This window comes from Pseudobutyrivibrio ruminis DSM 9787 (assembly GCF_900218035.1).
In the GTDB taxonomy this organism is placed as follows: domain Bacteria; phylum Bacillota; class Clostridia; order Lachnospirales; family Lachnospiraceae; genus Pseudobutyrivibrio; species Pseudobutyrivibrio ruminis.
The window spans coordinates 138279-154707 of record NZ_OBMR01000005.1 but is presented as its reverse complement, the minus strand read 5'-3'; the positions used below and the strand labels follow the sequence as shown (position 1 = coordinate 154707).

Below are 16429 nucleotides of genomic sequence, written 5' to 3'. Positions count from 1 at the left end.
AGAAAACATGGTCTCAGTTAATATTAAAGACACATTAAAAAAATACACCATGGTTATCGCCCTGGTGATTATTATCGGAATCTTCTACGTTGGAACAGGCGGAACAATTCTTCTGTCTCAGAACGTAAACAACTTGCTTTCACAGAACGCATACGTATTTGTGTTAGCAACTGGTATGTTACTTTGTATCTTAACTGGTGGTAACATCGATCTTTCTGTTGGTTCAGTTGTCTGCTTCGTAGGTGGTATTGGAGCAGTAATGATGAGCAAGGGAATGAACGTATGGTTCGCAGTTCTTGTAATGCTCCTTGTTGGTGTTTTAGTTGGTGCATGGCAGGCATTCTGGGTAGCATACATAAATGTACCACCATTCATTGCAACACTTGCTGGTATGTACGCATTCAGAGGTTTATCAAATGTAGTATTAAATGGTTATGCAGTTTCTATTTCAAATACAACATTCCTTAATGTATTTGGTGGTGGTGCTGATTGCTACATCCCTGATTTCTTCCATGGAGAAAGCCTCAACATTACATGTTTACTTGCAGGTCTTATTGCAGTTGCAGTTTATGTATTACTCTCAATTAAAAACAGAATATCAGCTTCTAGAAAGGGCTACGTTACAACAAGCGCAGCTAGCTTCTATGCAAAGCTCGTTATTCTTTCACTTGTAATTTTATTCTTAGCATATAAGCTTGCTGGTTACAAAGGAATTCCTACATCATTATTATGGATTATCCTTATTGTCCTTGTTTACAACTACATCACAACAAAGACAACAATCGGACGTTACTTATATGCAGTAGGTGGTAACGAAAAAGCTACACAGCTTTCAGGTATCAACACAAAGAAGGTTTACTTCTTCGCTTATACAAACATGGGATTCTTAGCAGCTTTCGCTGGTATCCTTACAGTTGCACGTGCAGCTTCTGCACAGCCTACATACGGTCAGTTCTACGAAATGGATGCAATCGGTGCTTGCTTCATCGGTGGTGCATCTGCATACGGTGGAACAGGTTCAGTATTCGGCGCAATCATTGGTGCTCTTTTGATGGGTGTTATCAACCAGGGTATGTTGATCATGGGTGTTGATGCAAACTATCAGAAGGTAGTTAAAGGTTTAGTACTTCTTGCAGCGGTTATCTTTGATGTTATGTCTAAGAGAGAGAAAAAGTAGGAAGGGAGGAGCGAAAAAGTGAAAGACAAGATTTTTAAAATATTAAAAGAAAACACAATGCTCATTGTTCTGGTCCTGGTTGTTCTCTTCTTTAACTTTACAACTAATGGCACAATGCTTATGCCAAGCCAGTTCAACGCATTGATTACACAGAACGCATATGTATATGTTCTTGCAACAGGTATGTTGATGTGTATGTTAACAGGTGGCAATATCGACCTTTCCTGCGGTTCATTTGTTTGCTTAGTAGGTATCATCGGAGCAAAAGTAATGGTAAACATGGGTGCTTCAACACCTGTTGGAATCCTTGTAATGCTCCTCATCGGAATCATCTATGGATGCTTACTTGGATATGTAATTGCTTACATCAATATTCCACCATGGATTGCTACACTTGCAGGTTTCCTTGCACTTCGTGGATGGGGCGTTGCATTACTTAACGGTTCATCAAACATCAGCCCACTTCCACCAGAATTTTGTGCATTATTCTCTGGCAAGATGAATGACCTTTTCGGTGGTCCAAGAATCGGTGGTGTTCAGTACAACATGACAAGTATTGTAATTGGACTTATCGCTTCAATCATCGTAGTAGTTCTTCTTTTCAGATCACGTGCAAACAAGCTTAAGAAGGGCTATGTTGCAGACAGCCTTGTAGCAGTAATCGTTAAGTGCGTACTTATCGACTTTGTAATCATGCTCTTTGCATACAAGTTCTCACTTGCAGGTGGTGTACCATACTCACTCATCTGGGTAGCAGTAATCGTACTTATCTACAGTTTCATTACATCAAAGACAGATATCGGACGTTACTTCTACACAATCGGTGGTAACTCAGAGGCAACAAGACTTTCAGGTATCGATACAAAGAGAATCATGTTTATCGCATACTTGAACATGGCTGTACTTACAGTTATTTCTGCATTCCTTACAATGGCTCGTTTCCAGGCTGCAAACTCAACAGCTGGTACAAACTACGAGATGGATGCCATCTCAGCCTGCGTAGTAGGTGGTGTATCTGCATACGGTGGATCAGGTACAGTATTCGGAATGATTGTTGGTGCTACCCTCATCGGTGTAATCAACCTTGGTATGTCCCTCATGGGTATCGATGCCAACTGGCAGAAGGTTGTTAAGGGCGTAGTACTTCTCGGAGCCGTAGTCTTCGAAATCCTCAACAACAAGAAAAGCGCAACAAAGTAATACATAAGATTTTATTTTCTTCATTATATTCTCTTAATGTTATTATAACTAAAAGCTCGCGACCTCCCATTGGCCGCGAGCTTTTGCTTTGTCAGGCCAAGAGTGCTAATATTTTAGGTATGGAAATAATAAAAGGATTCTTACAGAGGAAAATGGTTATATTACTGGCGGCGGTTGTACTGGTGTTTTTTGTGCTGTTTAATTCGGGCTTCTTTGGGGGCAAGGATGAGCGAATTAAGATTTCATGCGTGGGCGATAGTCTTACCTATGGAAGTGGAGTGCTGAAGACTAGGGATACGGATGCATATCCAGCACAGCTGCAGATAAAGATGGGGACAGATCATCTTGTTTCAAATTTTGGACTGCGTAATGCTACGGCATCTGCATCTGGGGATTTGCCTTATGTGGAGTCGGAGGAGTATCAGCAGTCCCTGAAGTCTAAGCCTGATATCGTTGTGCTTATGCTTGGAACAAATGATACAAAGACTTATAACTGGAATGCATCAGACTATGAGACAGGGCTGAAGGAGCTTGTGGAATCATATCAGCAGCTGGATACTAAGCCTACAGTGTACTTGATGCGTAGTCCATATTGCTATTCATTGGATGGAAGTGATGTGGCTGAGTATGATATTCAGCCTGTAGTTGTATCTGATGAATTGGGTGGAATCGTTGAAAAGGTTGCGGCTGAGACTGGGGTAGAAGTGATTGATTTGTATGAAATTACTGAAGGCCAGGATGAGCTTTATACTGATGGAATTCACTTTAATGCTAAGGGATATGAGCTTATAGCTGATGAGGTATATTCTAATTTAAAATAATTTTCAATAAACCTGTTGACATTTTATGTTAGCAGGTTTATATTTTAATCAAACATATGAACAATCATTCATATATTCAAATTTAAAGAAGACCCAATGGGGGACGGAGGAATTTATCATGAAGAAAACTTACAAAATCGATGTAGATTGTGCAAACTGTGCAAACAAGATGGAGCAGGCTGCTAAGGAGACAGCAGGTGTTGCTGATGCTACAGTTAATTTTATGGCACTTAAAATGAACGTTGAGTTCGAAGATGGAGCAGATGTTAAGGCTGTTATGGAAGAAGTTCTTAAGAACTGCAAGAAGGTAGAGGACGATTGCGAGATTTTTTTATAGGAGTTTGATATGAACAAAAAGCAGAAGAAGGTACTAATTAGAATAATTGCAGCAGCTTTGATGATGGCTGTTCTGTTGTTGCTTCCTTTGGAAGAGGGCAGTTGGATCCGCTTTGTGCTGTTTTTGATTCCATATTTTACTATTGGATATGACATTTTAAAGAAGGCATTTAAGGGAATTAAAAATAAGCAGGTATTTGATGAGAATTTCCTTATGGCTGTTGCCACTATTGGCGCAATGGCACTTGGGGAATACACTGAGGGCGTAGCGGTTATGCTTTTCTATCAGGTTGGTGAATTATTCCAGTCATATGCTGTTGGAAAGAGTAGACGTAACATTTCCCAGCTTATGGATATTAGGCCTGATTTTGCAAACATAATGGTGGATGGTCAGCTTACACAGGTTGATCCTGACGAAGTAGAAATCGGAAGCGAAATCATCGTTCAGCCTGGTGAAAAGATACCTATCGATGGTGTGGTTATTGACGGTACAGCTACTCTTGATACTGCAGCCCTTACAGGTGAAAGCGTTCCTAGAAGCGCAAAGCCTGGGGACGAGGTTATTTCCGGATGTATCAATATGTCAGGTGTTCTCACTATCCGCACTACAAAGGAATTCGGCGAATCTACAGCATCAAAGATTCTCGATTTGGTGGAGAATGCATCTTCAAAGAAATCAAAGCCAGAGAATTTTATTTCAAGATTTGCCAGAGTGTACACACCAGCTGTTTGTTATTCAGCGGTAGCACTTGCAGTACTTCCACCAGTGATTTCACTTATTATCGGTGTTAATCCTAACTGGGGCCAGTGGATTTATAGAGCCCTTACATTCCTTGTTATCAGTTGTCCATGTGCACTTGTTATCAGCATTCCACTTACATTTTTTGCAGGTATTGGTGGCGCCAGCAAGGAAGGTGTCCTTGTAAAAGGTTCAAACTACCTTGATATGCTTTCAAAGGCCAAAATCGCTGTGATGGACAAGACAGGCACTTTAACGGAGGGCGTATTCAAGGTTACAAAGATTGTTCCAAAGGATATTTCTGAGGATGAGCTTTTGATGTATGCTGCTATGGCTGAAGTATATTCAAATCATCCTATTTCACGTAGCTTGAAGGAGGCTTACAGAAAGCCTATCGATACAAACGACGTTACTGATGTGGAGGAAATCTCTGGACATGGAATCAGAGCTACAGTTCTTGGAAAGACTGTAAATGCAGGAAATGAGAAGCTTATGGCTTCTGTTGGCACAGCTTTCAACCAGGCAAATGAGCCAGGTACAGTTATTTACATAGCCATTGATGGACAGTATAAAGGTTACATTCTTATATCTGATCAGATTAAGGCTACTTCAAAGGCAGCTATCGAAAACATGAAGCGAGTCGGTGTGAGACAGACAGTTATGCTTACTGGAGATAGCAAGAGCGTAGCAGATATTGTTGCAAAGGATTTAGGACTTGATAGTGTTTGCTCAGAGCTTTTGCCTGGGGATAAGGTCCAGAAGGTAGAGGAGCTATTAGCATCCAAATCAGAGAATGAACAGTTGATTTTCGTTGGTGATGGTATAAATGATGCTCCAGTTCTTTCAAGAGCAGATATCGGTATTGCCATGGGAGCTCTTGGTAGTGATGCAGCTATTGAAGCCGCAGATGTAGTTCTTATGGACGACGATCCAATGAAGATTTCAAAGGCAATTGGAATTGCTAAAAAATGTATGCGTATAGTATATGAAAATATTTACTTTGCCATCGGAGTTAAGGTATTATGTTTGATACTTGGTGCGCTTGGTATTGCAAATATGTGGTATGCTATTTTTGCAGACGTTGGTGTTATGGTTATTGCAGTTCTCAACGCAATCCGCGCATTACGTGTGAAGAACATTTAGGAGGTTTGACAATGGTTAAACATGCAGAATGCTGTGAAGAGCAGTGTGTACATAAAGAATTGGTAGCAAATGTACTTAACGATTTGCCTGATGAGGATGTCTTATACGATTTGGCAGAGCTTTTCAAGGTTTTTGGTGATAGTACCAGGGTACGAATCCTGATTGCTTTATTCGAGGCAGAGCTTTGCGTATGTGATATATCAGAAGCTCTTGGTATGACACAATCAGCTGTATCACATCAGCTGCAGATTCTTCGTACAAACAAGCTTGTAAAGAGCCGTCGCGAAGGCAAGCAAATCTATTATAGTTTGGCAGATGAGCATGTGGTTACCATTATGGCACAAGGCTTAAATCACATCTTAGAATAATATATAGAATGTTGTTGGCTTCCTGTTCTTTGATTGAGGAACAGGAAGCTTTTTTATTGAATTTTTAGGCTGTAACGAAACAATTTATCAATAAGAAAAAAATGTGAAAAAAGTATTGACTTCGAACTTCTATTAGTATAAGATAACCACAGTTAGCAAGGGCTAACTAGAATATGAACAGGAAGCTAACATTATGTGCGAAGAAGTATTTGAAATGATATGTGCCATGGACAGGCGATGTGTAGAGTTGCAAGTTGTATTGCAGTGTGCTCCCACATTAGCTGGCCTTAAAACTTCAAATCTTCTCATTGTTCCGAAAGATCAGGAAGATAAGGTTAGATTTGTTCTTAGGCATTCAGGCTTGTTGGGGTATCGCCTCGTGTACGATAGACATCGCGTTATCTTTTTGGTTTTTAATAGGGATAAGCTCATAAGCTACCTTGCAAAGCCAGAGGTAAAGGAATTTCTTTCCTCTTATGGATATCGTACAGATGCCTTTGGGTATTCACTTCGAAATTTCCAGAATCGATATGATTCTTATGTTCATAAAAGGGATAATTTTCCTCATGAGATGGGAGTGTTCCTCGGATATCCGCTTTGTGATGTAGTAGGCTTCATTCAAAACGGAGGAGACGGATTTGTGCTGTCGGGGTATTGGAAGGTTTACAAAAATGCGACTGAGGCACAGAAGTTATTTGAAAAATTTGACATTGTAAAAGATGATATGGTTCGCATGGTATTTAAAGGATATTCATTAAAAGATATCGTAAATACGTATGCAAAGCCTGTCATATCCTTGGCAGTTTAACGTCAAAATATCTTATTTTAAAGGAGATTAAAGTCATGAGTAAGGTTAATGTTGTATTTTGGTCACAGTCTGGTAATACAGAGAGTATGGCAAACGCTGTAGGTGCTGGTGTTACAGCAGCAGGCGGCGAGGCTAACGTAGTATACGTTGGTGATGCTTCTATAGATGAGCTCAAGAATGCAAAGGCATTTGCACTTGGATGTCCAGCGATGGGCGCTGAGGTTCTTGAGGAAGGCGAGATGGAGCCATTTGTTACAGATTTAGAGGGCTTTGTTTCAGGTAAGACAATCGGTCTTTTCGGCTCATATGGCTGGGGAGATGGTCAGTGGATGCGCGACTGGGTTGATCGCATGACAGCAGCAGGCGCAACAGTAGTAAACGGCGAAGGCGTTATTTGCCAGGACGCTCCAGACGGAGCAGCAGAAGCTGCATGCCAGGAGCTTGGTAAAGCTTTAGCAGCAGTTTAATTTCATATTTTAGCTTATTTCCTTTCCCTGAGTTTCTAACCGGGTTTCTTGGGGAAGTTATTAGACTCCTTTTACAGCCTCCAGGTATGCCAGTGCCTGGAGGTATTTATTTATATATAACTTCAACTCAAACTTGATTTGAGTTGAAGTTATACTGGAGCAGCCTTTGCCGAAGGCAAATTTTAAATGGCTGCGACTGTCCTTGTAAACTCAAACTTGATTTTCTGGTTGCATGCTATTATATTTTACAATATGAATAGGAAAAGTTTAATTTATACAATTATTATAATAGCATCTATTATATCTATCCTTTTGGTGTGCTTTGGAATTGGTGGAAAAACATCAGATTCATCAAAAGTAGAGCAATATAAGGAATATAGTGACTTAGACAATATCTCCATCTGGCTGGCCACAGATATTCACTACATCGACCCTAATCTTACAGACGGCGGCGAGTACTATCAACGTATGGTAGAGTCAGGAGATGGCAAGTATATGTATGGCTGTGAGGAGATTACAGATGAGTTCATAAGCCAGGTAATAGAAGCTCATCCATCGGCTTTGATTTTGTCCGGCGATATAACTTTCAATGGCGCCCGTGACAGCCATATTGCCTTAGCAAATAAGCTTAAGGCTATTAGTGATGCAGGTATTCCAGTTATAGCCCTACCGGGCAATCATGATTTAACTGTAGGCAGGGCAGCCAAATTCAGTGGGGATTCATATGAGCTTGTGGATAGTATAGATGCATCGGAATTTTTGGACATATACAGTGATTATGGTTTTAGTAACGCTGTTGCCAGGGATGATACATCTCTTTCTTATGTAACAGAGATTGCGCCAAATCTTAGAGTTCTTGTAGTGGATGTAAACACAGTTCCAGGAATGTCTGGAATACTTACAAATTCAACCTTAGATTTCGTAGAAGAGCAGTTGAAACAGGCAAAAGAAGATAAGGCTTATGTAATAGGCGTGACTCATCAAACTCTTCTTGAGCACAGTGAATTGACATCCCAAGGAATGACATTCATTAATAATGACAAGCTATTAGATTTATATGAGAAATATGATGTGCTTATGAACCTTTCCGGCCATATGCATATACAACACATTAAAGAGTCCAATGATGGCTTTGTAGAGATAGCGACAGGGGCACTTATGACTGCTCCTAATTATCATGGAGAAATTAGCCTTAATGGGCGCAGAATGACATATAAAGCGGTTCCTACCATCACAGATGAAAAACTGTCTGTTGCAGCTGAGGGCTTCCTTTGGACTAATGCATACAGGCAAGCCATGGAGCTTGTGGAGACACAGGATAATTCTGCGGATTTGGCGGGGTATTTTGCGGATTTTAATGTAAACTATATTGCAGGGCGTCCAGATCTTATTCAGTGGGATTCTGAGTTAAATAAACAGTGGGAGGAAACTGATTCTTTTGTCCCAGTATACTTCCAGGTAGTAGCAGATGAAATGGAGGCGTCAAAACAGCAAAATTTCAGCGAATACACCATCAAATGGTAAGGGTATATGCCACAGATAAAAGTTGTCGGAATATCTGATATTTCGCGATAAAATCTAACAATTTAATTTTGAAAAAGTTGTTGACAAAGCCTTGATTCTCATATATACTCTCTATTGTTCGCGAGAGAGATACGCAACAAACGCAGAACGAATTATTTCGGGGTGTGGCTCAGTTTGGCTAGAGCACCTGGTTTGGGACCAGGGGGTCGCAGGTTCGAATCCTGTCACCCCGACTTGGAAATTAATCATTTTATGCGGGTGTGGTTCAATGGTAGAACATCAGCCTTCCAAGCTGAATACGTGGGTTCGATTCCCATCACCCGCTTTTTAATTTCTAATATGTTGCATATGTGTCAGTAGCTCAGCTGGATAGAGCAACGGCCTTCTAAGCCGTGGGTCGGGGGTTCGAATCCCTTCTGGCACATTTATACGGTTTATATTTTATCAGTATGGTGGGTGTGGCACAGCTGGTTAGCGCGTCGGATTGTGGTTCCGAAGGTCGAGGGTTCGAACCCCTCTACCCACCCTGTTGCGATAGCAACAAATTGAATAAGGGCAATTAAGTCCTTTGTTGGGCTATCGCCAAGCGGTAAGGCACCAGATTTTGATTCTGGCATTCGCTGGTTCGAATCCAGCTAGCCCAGTTTCTAGTCTATGCCTTTTTCTTTTGGAAATAGTCGCATACCAATTTAATATGGGGTTGTAGCTCAGTTGGTAGAGCACCTGACTTTTAATCAGGTTGTCGGGAGTTCGAGCCTCCTCAGCCTCAGCAAAGAAAAGCACGTAAGATTGTCTTACGTGCTTTTGTTTTATGAACTATCCGCAAAATCCGGATAGTTCAAAGCGTGACAATTTGTCACGAGTTGGTTACAGGTTGTAACCAACTAAGAAATTAAAAACATATACAGTGTAGCATAATTATGCTACAATAAAGACAAATAAGGAGGTGTTTATTATGCCAACAATTATGCCTATTAGAGATTTAAGAAATACAAGTGAAATATCAGAAATTGCACATAGAAAAAAAGAACCTATTTTTATTACTAAAAATGGATATAGTGATCTTGTGGTTATGAGTGCAGAATTATACGAGAAGTTTGCAAGGGAAAATCGCATTGATCAGGCTATTTTTGAGGCGGAGCAGGAGTTTGCTGAAACTGGTAAGACAATAGATGCAAAGGATGCTTTTGCAGAATTGGAGAAAAAGTATTTTGAATAAGTATAGTGTAGAATTAATGCCAAGAGCATATAGGGATATAGAAGAAATATATGCGTATATTGCTTATGAAAAGTTGTCTCCTGAAAATGCAAAGGGGCAGATTGACAGAATAAAGGAAGCTATACTCGGACTCGATACATTGCCTGAATCTCATCAAGATAGAATAACTGGTAGATATGCAGGTAAAGGATATAAACAATTAATTATTGATAACTATATTGCTATATTTAGAATTGATGAAGGTAATGGTAGAGTTTTGGTTGTTACTGTGCAGTATCAGGGAAGAGATATATAGTGATAATAGGTTTAACCTGTGGTTTAACTTATAAATGCAGAGGCAACAAATGCCTTTCTTTCAATATTTTTTGAGACCGAGATGAGTTCGAGCCTCCTCAGCCTCAGCAATGAAAGACCTTGAAGCTTTTGCTTCAAGGTCTTTTTCGCATGTATATATAAACGGACACAACTGTATCTTATAATTATATTTGTAAGGATAATTGCAAAGTGGATAACTTGACAATATGTTCTATACGACATATTATAACTAGAAGAAGACTCAAAAGGCTCCAAAGGCAGAAATTGAATTAGCGAAGAAGTATAAAGCTGATTATGAGCGGAGGTATTGTAAATGAGCAGTTATAGAGAATATAAAGAAAAAGCATTAAAAGACCCTGAAGTAAAGTCGGAGTATGATTCACTTGAAGCAGAGTACGATATAATTCAGGCAATGATTGATGCTCGAATTAATCAGCATATGACTCAGAAGGATCTTTCAGCTAAAACAGGTATTACACAAGCTGATATTAGCCGTATTGAGAATGGAACACGTAACCCTAGCCTTGCTATGGTAAAAAGACTTGCAGAAGGGTTGGGTATGCAGTTGAAGTTAGAACTTGTACCACGAACAGCAAAACAATGATTTTTGTTTTGAAAATTAGGTTTAACCTATGGTTTAACCAGCGCCTATGAAATTATTTCCGTAAATATGGAACTTCTATGATAATTTAGATTTATGAAGGGGGTAGTCAGATTGGGCTACATCCTTTGTTAGGCTATACAGTTTATTGGAAGACAAGTCAAGAAATATTTGTTTTATTCAACTTCTTAGTGTATGCTTTTGAAAACATAAACAATCATAGGAGGACATAAAAGTGGAATTTAGAGTTGCAACATTGAATGATCTTGATTTATTGACTACATCTCGTATTGAAGTCTTAAGAGCAGCAAATAAGCTAGATGCTTCTACGGATATGGCAAATGTAGAAAAGGAATCCTATAACTATTACAAAAAAGCATTGGAGGATAATACCCATTATGCAATTCTCGTCATGGAGAACGATAAATTCATAGGAGCTGGAGGCGTTAGTTTTTATAGTGTGATGCCTACCTATCATAACCCTAGCGGCAAGAAGGCTTATATCATGAATATGTATACGTCTCCAGATTATAGACGTCAAGGTATCGCATATAAAACATTAGATATGCTTGTTAAAGTGTCAAAAGAACGTGGGATTAACCAAATTTCATTAGAGGCAACTGAAATGGGACGCCCTTTGTATGAAAAATATGGTTTTGTAAAAATGGAATCTGAAATGGAACTAGTTTAAGGAGACAACAATGAACATCAAATATACAGATAAGCATAACTTTAATAAAAATGAACTAGAAGAATTATTTTTATCAGTGGATTGGTCGTCAGGTCATTATCCTGAAAAACTCTGTGTTGCAATGAAAAATTTTAATACCGTTTTTTCAGCTTATGATAATGATAAACTTGTTGGAATGGTATGTGCCATGGATGATGGTGTGATGAATGCATACGTCCATTATTTGCTAGTAAATCCTGAATATCAGGATCAAATGATTGGCAGAACGTTGATTGATATGATTAAAGAAAAGTACGAAAGCTATCTTAGAATAGCTGTAATTGCATATGACAATGAAATGAACTTTTACAACAACTGTGGCTTTGAAAAAAGTAAGGATGCATCACCTATGTTCATAACATCCTTGTGGACATAATTTTTTTCTGTAAATATGGAACTTCTATGATAATTTAGATTTATGAAGGGGGTAGTCTGAGTGGCTACAGATATGAATATTTTACTATTTTGTTGCAATGGATTTGAAATGATGGAATTTGCTCCGTTTTACGATGTAGCTGGTTGGGCTAAAAGTGAATATAATTATGATGTGCAAATCGATATATGCGGATTTGATTATAAAATAAAAAGTGCCTTTGGGAATGCAGAGATTACCGCTGATAAGATAATTTCAGAAGTAAAAGTTGCTGACTATGATGCTATAGCTATTCCTGGAGGTGATTATGTATATGGTTACTTCTCAGAGGCTTACGATGAAAGATTCTTAGCTCTTATAAAAGAGTTTAATGAGTATAATAAAATAATAGCCAGTGTTTGTGTTGGAGCCCTTCCAGTAGGTAAAAGTGGAGCTCTTGTTGGTAGAAATGCAACAACGTACCATTTATTAGATGGTTATCGACAAAAAGAGCTCGCAGAATTTGGAGCAACCATTATTAATAAGCCGGTTGTAATTGATAATAATATCATCACATCTTATTGCCCACAGACTGCACCAACAGTAGCATTTAAGTTAATGGAACTTCTTATAGGTGAAGAAAAAGTTAATGTAATTAAACAGGGCATGGGTTATTAACTCATTACTAAACGAAAAAAGACCTCAATCTCTCGTTTTGGGAGATTGAGGCTTTTTCTTTTTATCTCACGACTTGATTTTTTCCATGGTTCTTTCCGTAGTATAGCTTTTCATCTGCTTCGCTAATCCAGGTTTCATTTCCCTGGGCGTCGCTAGTTGTACAAGCAGCCATACCTACGGTTATTGTTACCTTTAAAGGAAATCCGTTGAATTTAAAGTCATAGGCTTCAACCTCTTTTCGCCTCTCATCAAAATAGGCATATGCATCATCTTCACTATCAAATTTTGCAAGTACCACAAACTCTTCGCCACCCCAGCGGCAGCAATTATCAATTTCGCTTTTTAAGACCATGTCACCTAGCGTAGATAATACGTAGTCACCACAATTGTGACCATAGGTATCGTTTATGCTTTTAAAATTATCAATATCAAATATAGCACACCAATATCCTTCTAATCCTTCTTCTTCCTTTATTTCTTTAACTTTGTCAGCAAAGTAATATCTATTTGGAAGGCCTGTCAAGTGGTCATGAGATAATTGAAACTCTAGTTTTTTTTCTGAAGAAATTACAATCAGGATAAATATCTGAACTACAATCAGGGTGATAGAAACAACCACTATACCTAGAATAATATTTAGGAAAAAGTTTATATTTTTTGGCAGAGAATATGGTGCGCCATTAAAATAAACAATAATATATGAACTAAGATAAAGAGCCAGTCCTAAAAAGCCAAATGGCATCATTGGAATAACGTTTTTCATCTTTAAGTTTCGTCCAACATACTCAGAATAAAGAACAACTACATTCATACCAAGCATAGTGTATTGGAATCCGCTATCCCATCCAGTATAAATTACAGCAAAAAACATATGGATAATAACTTCAAGATATATCCCCACTGTAAATAATCTAAGCCATCCAAATTGACAGCCAAATATTAAAAAGAAATAAAACAATACGCTGATAACGTTTATTTTTGCCATCGGTGGAATTGAATACTTGATAAATATAAAAAGGAAAATAGCATGGATAACCATGAAATTGAAAGAAAAAATGCTTCCCATGATTTTAACGTTTCTTAAATTCATTACCATTGCAGTACTCCTCCATATGTCATATATATGAGAATATTGTAATTACAATACTTTTTACTTACATCATGCAGCAATCCAAAATAAAAGTATCATATAATTGTTAAAAAACAGCGTAGGGAATATGCATTAATATCTCAAATTCTTATTGACTTTCTAATTCTGCATCTTTATAATCCCATATATTTTTGAAAAACAAAATATGATTAACCAAACGGTTAATTACAAAGAGGAGGATTAATGGAACTAAAAGTATTGAAAGCAACCATTAAAAAGGAGTTTCAAGTAAGACTGCGGGTCTATCCAATCAGCTTTATGGTGGGGTGTATATTGACTTCTTTTTACACTACCTTTGGAGCGTGGTTGATGTATCACTATTTTTTTAGAAGACAGCTGTCGGATAGCTTCAGTGGCTTGACAGGCACAAGTGATTATATGAGCTACGCTATAGTAGGTAGTCTTATGTATCTGTTTGTTGTTAGAACATGTCTGAATGTTAGCAGAACCTTGATGACTGAACTGTGGGAAGGTACGTTGGAAAGCCTGATGCTTGCTCCATTTAGAAGAGTGGCATATTTCCTAGGCAATATGTTGCTTCAGACAATCACCACTTTTGGAGAAACAGCAATAGCAACACTTATTGGAGTATTCTTTGGCCTTAGAATACATGAGTTTAACATAATAGAATTCGGGATAGCAGTGGTCCTGTCGCTATATTGCTTCTTTGGGGTATCACTGATGCTGGGATGCGTGATGCTTTATACTAGAAATACTTATATTACGCAAAACACATTATTCACAGGAATGTTTTTGGTTTGTGGAATTACATTTCCAATAGAGTATTTACCGACCGGTCTTAGACTGTTAGGAAAGCTGATCCCTGTTACAGATTGCGTTTCTCTTATGAGAGCAGCATTGCTTGGTGGCATGGGACAAGGTCAATTCACCCAAACAGCTTTGATGGCATTGATTAGTGGAACAATTTATATAGCATTCGGAATGCCTCTAATGAAGCAGGCGGAAAGATTAGCGTTAGAAAAAATGGAAGGGTAGGTCAAAGGATGATAGAGGTTAGAAATTTAAAAAAGACATATGATGTAAAAAGAAGAGACGGGCTCTTCAAATCTCATAGAGAGAGAATAGAGGCTGTAAAAGATATATCTATGAGAATAGATGCGGGGCAAATTGTTGGATTGCTGGGAATAAACGGAGCCGGTAAAACAACTACTATAAAGATGCTTACAACACTTATAGAGCCTACATCAGGAACATATAGTTTTGATGGAATGGATGCCATCAAACATCCATCAGAGGTTAAGAAGCAAATCAACATGATTGCTGGCGGAGAGCGAATGATTTATTGGAGGCTTACAGCATATGAAAATCTTTGGTACTACGGTCAGCTATATGGCATAGATAATGCTGTTTTAAAGCAGCGTATAGAGAAGCTTTTGAAGCTGGTTGGATTAGAGGATAGAGCAAATTTTCCAGTAGAAACATTTTCAAAGGGAATGAAACAAAGATTGCAGATTGCCAGAGGCCTCATAAATGATCCTAAATATATTTTTCTGGATGAGCCTACTATAGGTCTCGATGCAGTGGTTACCCAGGAGCTACATCGTGAAATAAAGAGTTTGGCAAAAGAACATGGAAAGGGAATCCTTCTCACTTCTCATTACTTATCTGAGGTAGAGGAATTATGCGATTATATTTATCTTGTAAATAGCGGTGAACTTGTGGTTGAGGGGATCAAGAAGGATTTGACAGATTTTGTATTCTTGCGTAATCAGTATGAGTTCTCAACCAAAGGTATGGATGAAGCTATTTACCAAAAGTTGAAAAGTCATATTTGCCATGTGGATAACGAGGCAGAAATAAGCTTCGAAAATGGAAAAACAGTAATCGAATCAAAAATGGAACTGTCATCTGTACTGGCAGGGTTTGCAATACAAGAAATGCTGACTATCAATGAGCTGCATAAGATGGAGCCTTCTTTAGAACAGGCTGTCATAAAACTTTCCAAAGATATGCAAAAGGAGGAAATAGCATGAGATATTTCCTAAAGGTTGTGTGGGCTGAGGCAGTTAAACAACATAAAAACTATTTTAATAATCGTACAATTTACATTTCCCTTTTTATCTGGCCGTTATTTAGCTTTTTATCAGCATATTATAGCTATAGTGCTTTTGACGTGGAAGGGACGCTGGTTTCGTACATAAATGGTAAGAACATATTAGTATTTTTAATGTTAGGCTATATGGCTATGAGCTTTTTTAGATCTGTTGTTCAGTCGGCTTGGAATTTTTCGAGGGAGCGGCAGAGTGGTACTTTGGAATACATTTATTTATCCACAGCCAATAGACTGGCAGTATTAATGGGGAATGCACTGTCATCTGTATTTGAAAGCTCTATAGTAATGCTGATATTTGGACTCTTGATTGTATTTAGTAATTGCGATTCCATTAACGTAAATACGATAGGTGTATCAATAGTACTTTTGCTTTTTATTATAATGGCATTATTGTGGGGTGTATTCTTAAATGCTTGTTTTCTATATTCAAGGGATACAGATTTTCTGTTTACTATTTTAGAAGAGCCTATGGAAATCTTTGCAGGGGTGAAGGTGCCTATAGCAATTTTCCCGGCATGGGCCAAAATCATAAGCTTAATATTTCCGCTTACATATGTTCTTGAGGCATTGCGACAGGTGCTGTTAAATGGCGCAAGCATATCGTCTATTTCAAACACGATATTTGCGTGTGTTGCAATAATAGTGGTGCTTTTATCAGCAACTTTGATTACAATAGTTGTTGTAGAAAAACATATGAGAAAGACAGGTAACGTTGTACTGTTTTAGT

19 protein-coding genes and 6 tRNA genes are annotated in these 16429 nt (G+C 38.4%); 24 read left to right on the top strand and 1 reads right to left on the bottom strand.

Features of this window, described 5'->3' with window-relative positions:
* The first annotated feature begins 7 nt into the window (after positions 1 to 7).
* From mmsB to CRN97_RS05635, 21 genes are all read left to right on the top strand, one after another.
* Positions 8 to 1177, top strand: a complete 1170-nt coding sequence (gene mmsB, locus CRN97_RS05735; RefSeq protein WP_097076179.1) for a multiple monosaccharide ABC transporter permease — start codon at positions 8 to 10, stop codon at positions 1175 to 1177.
* A gap of 18 nt (positions 1178 to 1195) precedes the next feature.
* Positions 1196 to 2377 (top strand): ABC transporter permease subunit, encoded by a 1182-nt coding sequence (locus CRN97_RS05730; protein ID WP_272867639.1) that lies wholly within the window; start codon positions 1196 to 1198, stop codon positions 2375 to 2377.
* Positions 2378 to 2496: 119 nt separating this feature from the next.
* Complete coding sequence (locus CRN97_RS05725; RefSeq protein ID WP_097076178.1) at positions 2497 to 3198, top strand: GDSL-type esterase/lipase family protein; 702 nt, start codon at positions 2497 to 2499, stop codon at positions 3196 to 3198.
* 118 nt (positions 3199 to 3316) lie between these two features.
* Complete coding sequence (locus CRN97_RS05720; RefSeq protein ID WP_044937188.1) at positions 3317 to 3535, top strand: cation transporter; 219 nt, start codon at positions 3317 to 3319, stop codon at positions 3533 to 3535.
* Between the two features lie 9 nt (positions 3536 to 3544).
* Positions 3545 to 5416 (top strand): heavy metal translocating P-type ATPase, encoded by a 1872-nt coding sequence (locus CRN97_RS05715; RefSeq protein WP_097076177.1) that lies wholly within the window; start codon positions 3545 to 3547, stop codon positions 5414 to 5416.
* An 11-nt stretch (positions 5417 to 5427) separates the two neighbouring features.
* On the top strand, positions 5428 to 5784 hold the full coding sequence (locus CRN97_RS05710) for an ArsR/SmtB family transcription factor (protein WP_074788695.1): 357 nt from the start codon (positions 5428 to 5430) through the stop codon (positions 5782 to 5784).
* Positions 5785 to 5977: 193 nt separating this feature from the next.
* Entirely contained in the window at positions 5978 to 6592 is a 615-nt protein-coding gene (locus CRN97_RS05705) for a DUF3793 family protein (RefSeq protein WP_097076176.1), read from the top strand.
* Positions 6593 to 6627: 35 nt separating this feature from the next.
* Entirely contained in the window at positions 6628 to 7059 is a 432-nt protein-coding gene (locus tag CRN97_RS05700) for a flavodoxin (protein ID WP_044937196.1), read from the top strand.
* 252 nt (positions 7060 to 7311) lie between these two features.
* On the top strand, positions 7312 to 8583 hold the full coding sequence (locus CRN97_RS05695) for a metallophosphoesterase family protein (RefSeq protein WP_179670689.1): 1272 nt from the start codon (positions 7312 to 7314) through the stop codon (positions 8581 to 8583).
* 158 nt (positions 8584 to 8741) lie between these two features.
* Positions 8742 to 8816, top strand: a tRNA-Pro gene (locus CRN97_RS05690).
* A gap of 21 nt (positions 8817 to 8837) precedes the next feature.
* Positions 8838 to 8908 (top strand) — tRNA-Gly (locus tag CRN97_RS05685).
* A 25-nt stretch (positions 8909 to 8933) separates the two neighbouring features.
* Positions 8934 to 9007, top strand: a tRNA-Arg gene (locus CRN97_RS05680).
* A 28-nt stretch (positions 9008 to 9035) separates the two neighbouring features.
* Positions 9036 to 9109 (top strand) — tRNA-His (locus CRN97_RS05675).
* 46 nt (positions 9110 to 9155) lie between these two features.
* A tRNA-Gln gene (locus tag CRN97_RS05670) sits at positions 9156 to 9227 on the top strand.
* A gap of 52 nt (positions 9228 to 9279) precedes the next feature.
* Positions 9280 to 9352 (top strand) — tRNA-Lys (locus CRN97_RS05665).
* A gap of 186 nt (positions 9353 to 9538) precedes the next feature.
* A complete protein-coding gene (locus CRN97_RS05660; RefSeq protein ID WP_090394441.1) occupies positions 9539 to 9802 on the top strand; it encodes a type II toxin-antitoxin system prevent-host-death family antitoxin in 264 nt (87 codons plus the stop codon).
* A complete protein-coding gene (locus CRN97_RS05655; protein ID WP_097076174.1) occupies positions 9795 to 10097 on the top strand; it encodes a type II toxin-antitoxin system RelE/ParE family toxin in 303 nt (100 codons plus the stop codon). The genes CRN97_RS05660 and CRN97_RS05655 overlap by 8 nt, the downstream gene beginning before the upstream one ends.
* 333 nt (positions 10098 to 10430) lie before the next feature.
* Positions 10431 to 10721, top strand: a complete 291-nt coding sequence (locus CRN97_RS05650) for a helix-turn-helix domain-containing protein (RefSeq protein WP_090485539.1) — start codon at positions 10431 to 10433, stop codon at positions 10719 to 10721.
* 226 nt (positions 10722 to 10947) lie between these two features.
* Positions 10948 to 11409: a GNAT family N-acetyltransferase gene (locus CRN97_RS05645; protein WP_097076173.1), complete on the top strand. Its 462-nt coding sequence runs from the start codon at positions 10948 to 10950 to the stop codon at positions 11407 to 11409.
* A 10-nt stretch (positions 11410 to 11419) separates the two neighbouring features.
* Positions 11420 to 11824, top strand: a complete 405-nt coding sequence (locus CRN97_RS05640) for a GNAT family N-acetyltransferase (protein WP_097076172.1) — start codon at positions 11420 to 11422, stop codon at positions 11822 to 11824.
* A gap of 60 nt (positions 11825 to 11884) precedes the next feature.
* Positions 11885 to 12478 carry a DJ-1/PfpI family protein gene (locus tag CRN97_RS05635; protein ID WP_330400087.1) on the top strand — a complete coding sequence of 198 codons (594 nt, stop codon included), beginning with the start codon at positions 11885 to 11887 and terminating at the stop codon, positions 12476 to 12478.
* Positions 12479 to 12539: 61 nt separating this feature from the next.
* Here CRN97_RS05635 and CRN97_RS05630 read toward each other — a convergent pair whose 3' ends face one another.
* Positions 12540 to 13574, bottom strand: coding sequence for a GGDEF domain-containing protein (locus CRN97_RS05630; RefSeq protein ID WP_097076171.1), 1035 nt, complete (start codon positions 13572 to 13574; stop codon positions 12540 to 12542).
* 237 nt (positions 13575 to 13811) lie between these two features.
* Here CRN97_RS05630 and CRN97_RS05625 point away from each other — a divergent pair, with 237 nt between their 5' ends.
* The 3 genes from CRN97_RS05625 to CRN97_RS05615 are packed head-to-tail and all read left to right on the top strand — an operon-like array spanning position 13812 to position 16428.
* Entirely contained in the window at positions 13812 to 14624 is an 813-nt protein-coding gene (locus CRN97_RS05625; RefSeq protein ID WP_097076170.1) for an ABC transporter permease, read from the top strand.
* A gap of 8 nt (positions 14625 to 14632) precedes the next feature.
* Positions 14633 to 15622 carry an ABC transporter ATP-binding protein gene (locus CRN97_RS05620; protein ID WP_097076169.1) on the top strand — a complete coding sequence of 330 codons (990 nt, stop codon included), beginning with the start codon at positions 14633 to 14635 and terminating at the stop codon, positions 15620 to 15622.
* Positions 15619 to 16428 (top strand): ABC transporter permease, encoded by an 810-nt coding sequence (locus CRN97_RS05615; RefSeq protein ID WP_097076168.1) that lies wholly within the window; start codon positions 15619 to 15621, stop codon positions 16426 to 16428. Before CRN97_RS05620 ends, CRN97_RS05615 begins: the two co-directional genes overlap by 4 nt.
* Position 16429 lies beyond the last annotated feature (1 nt).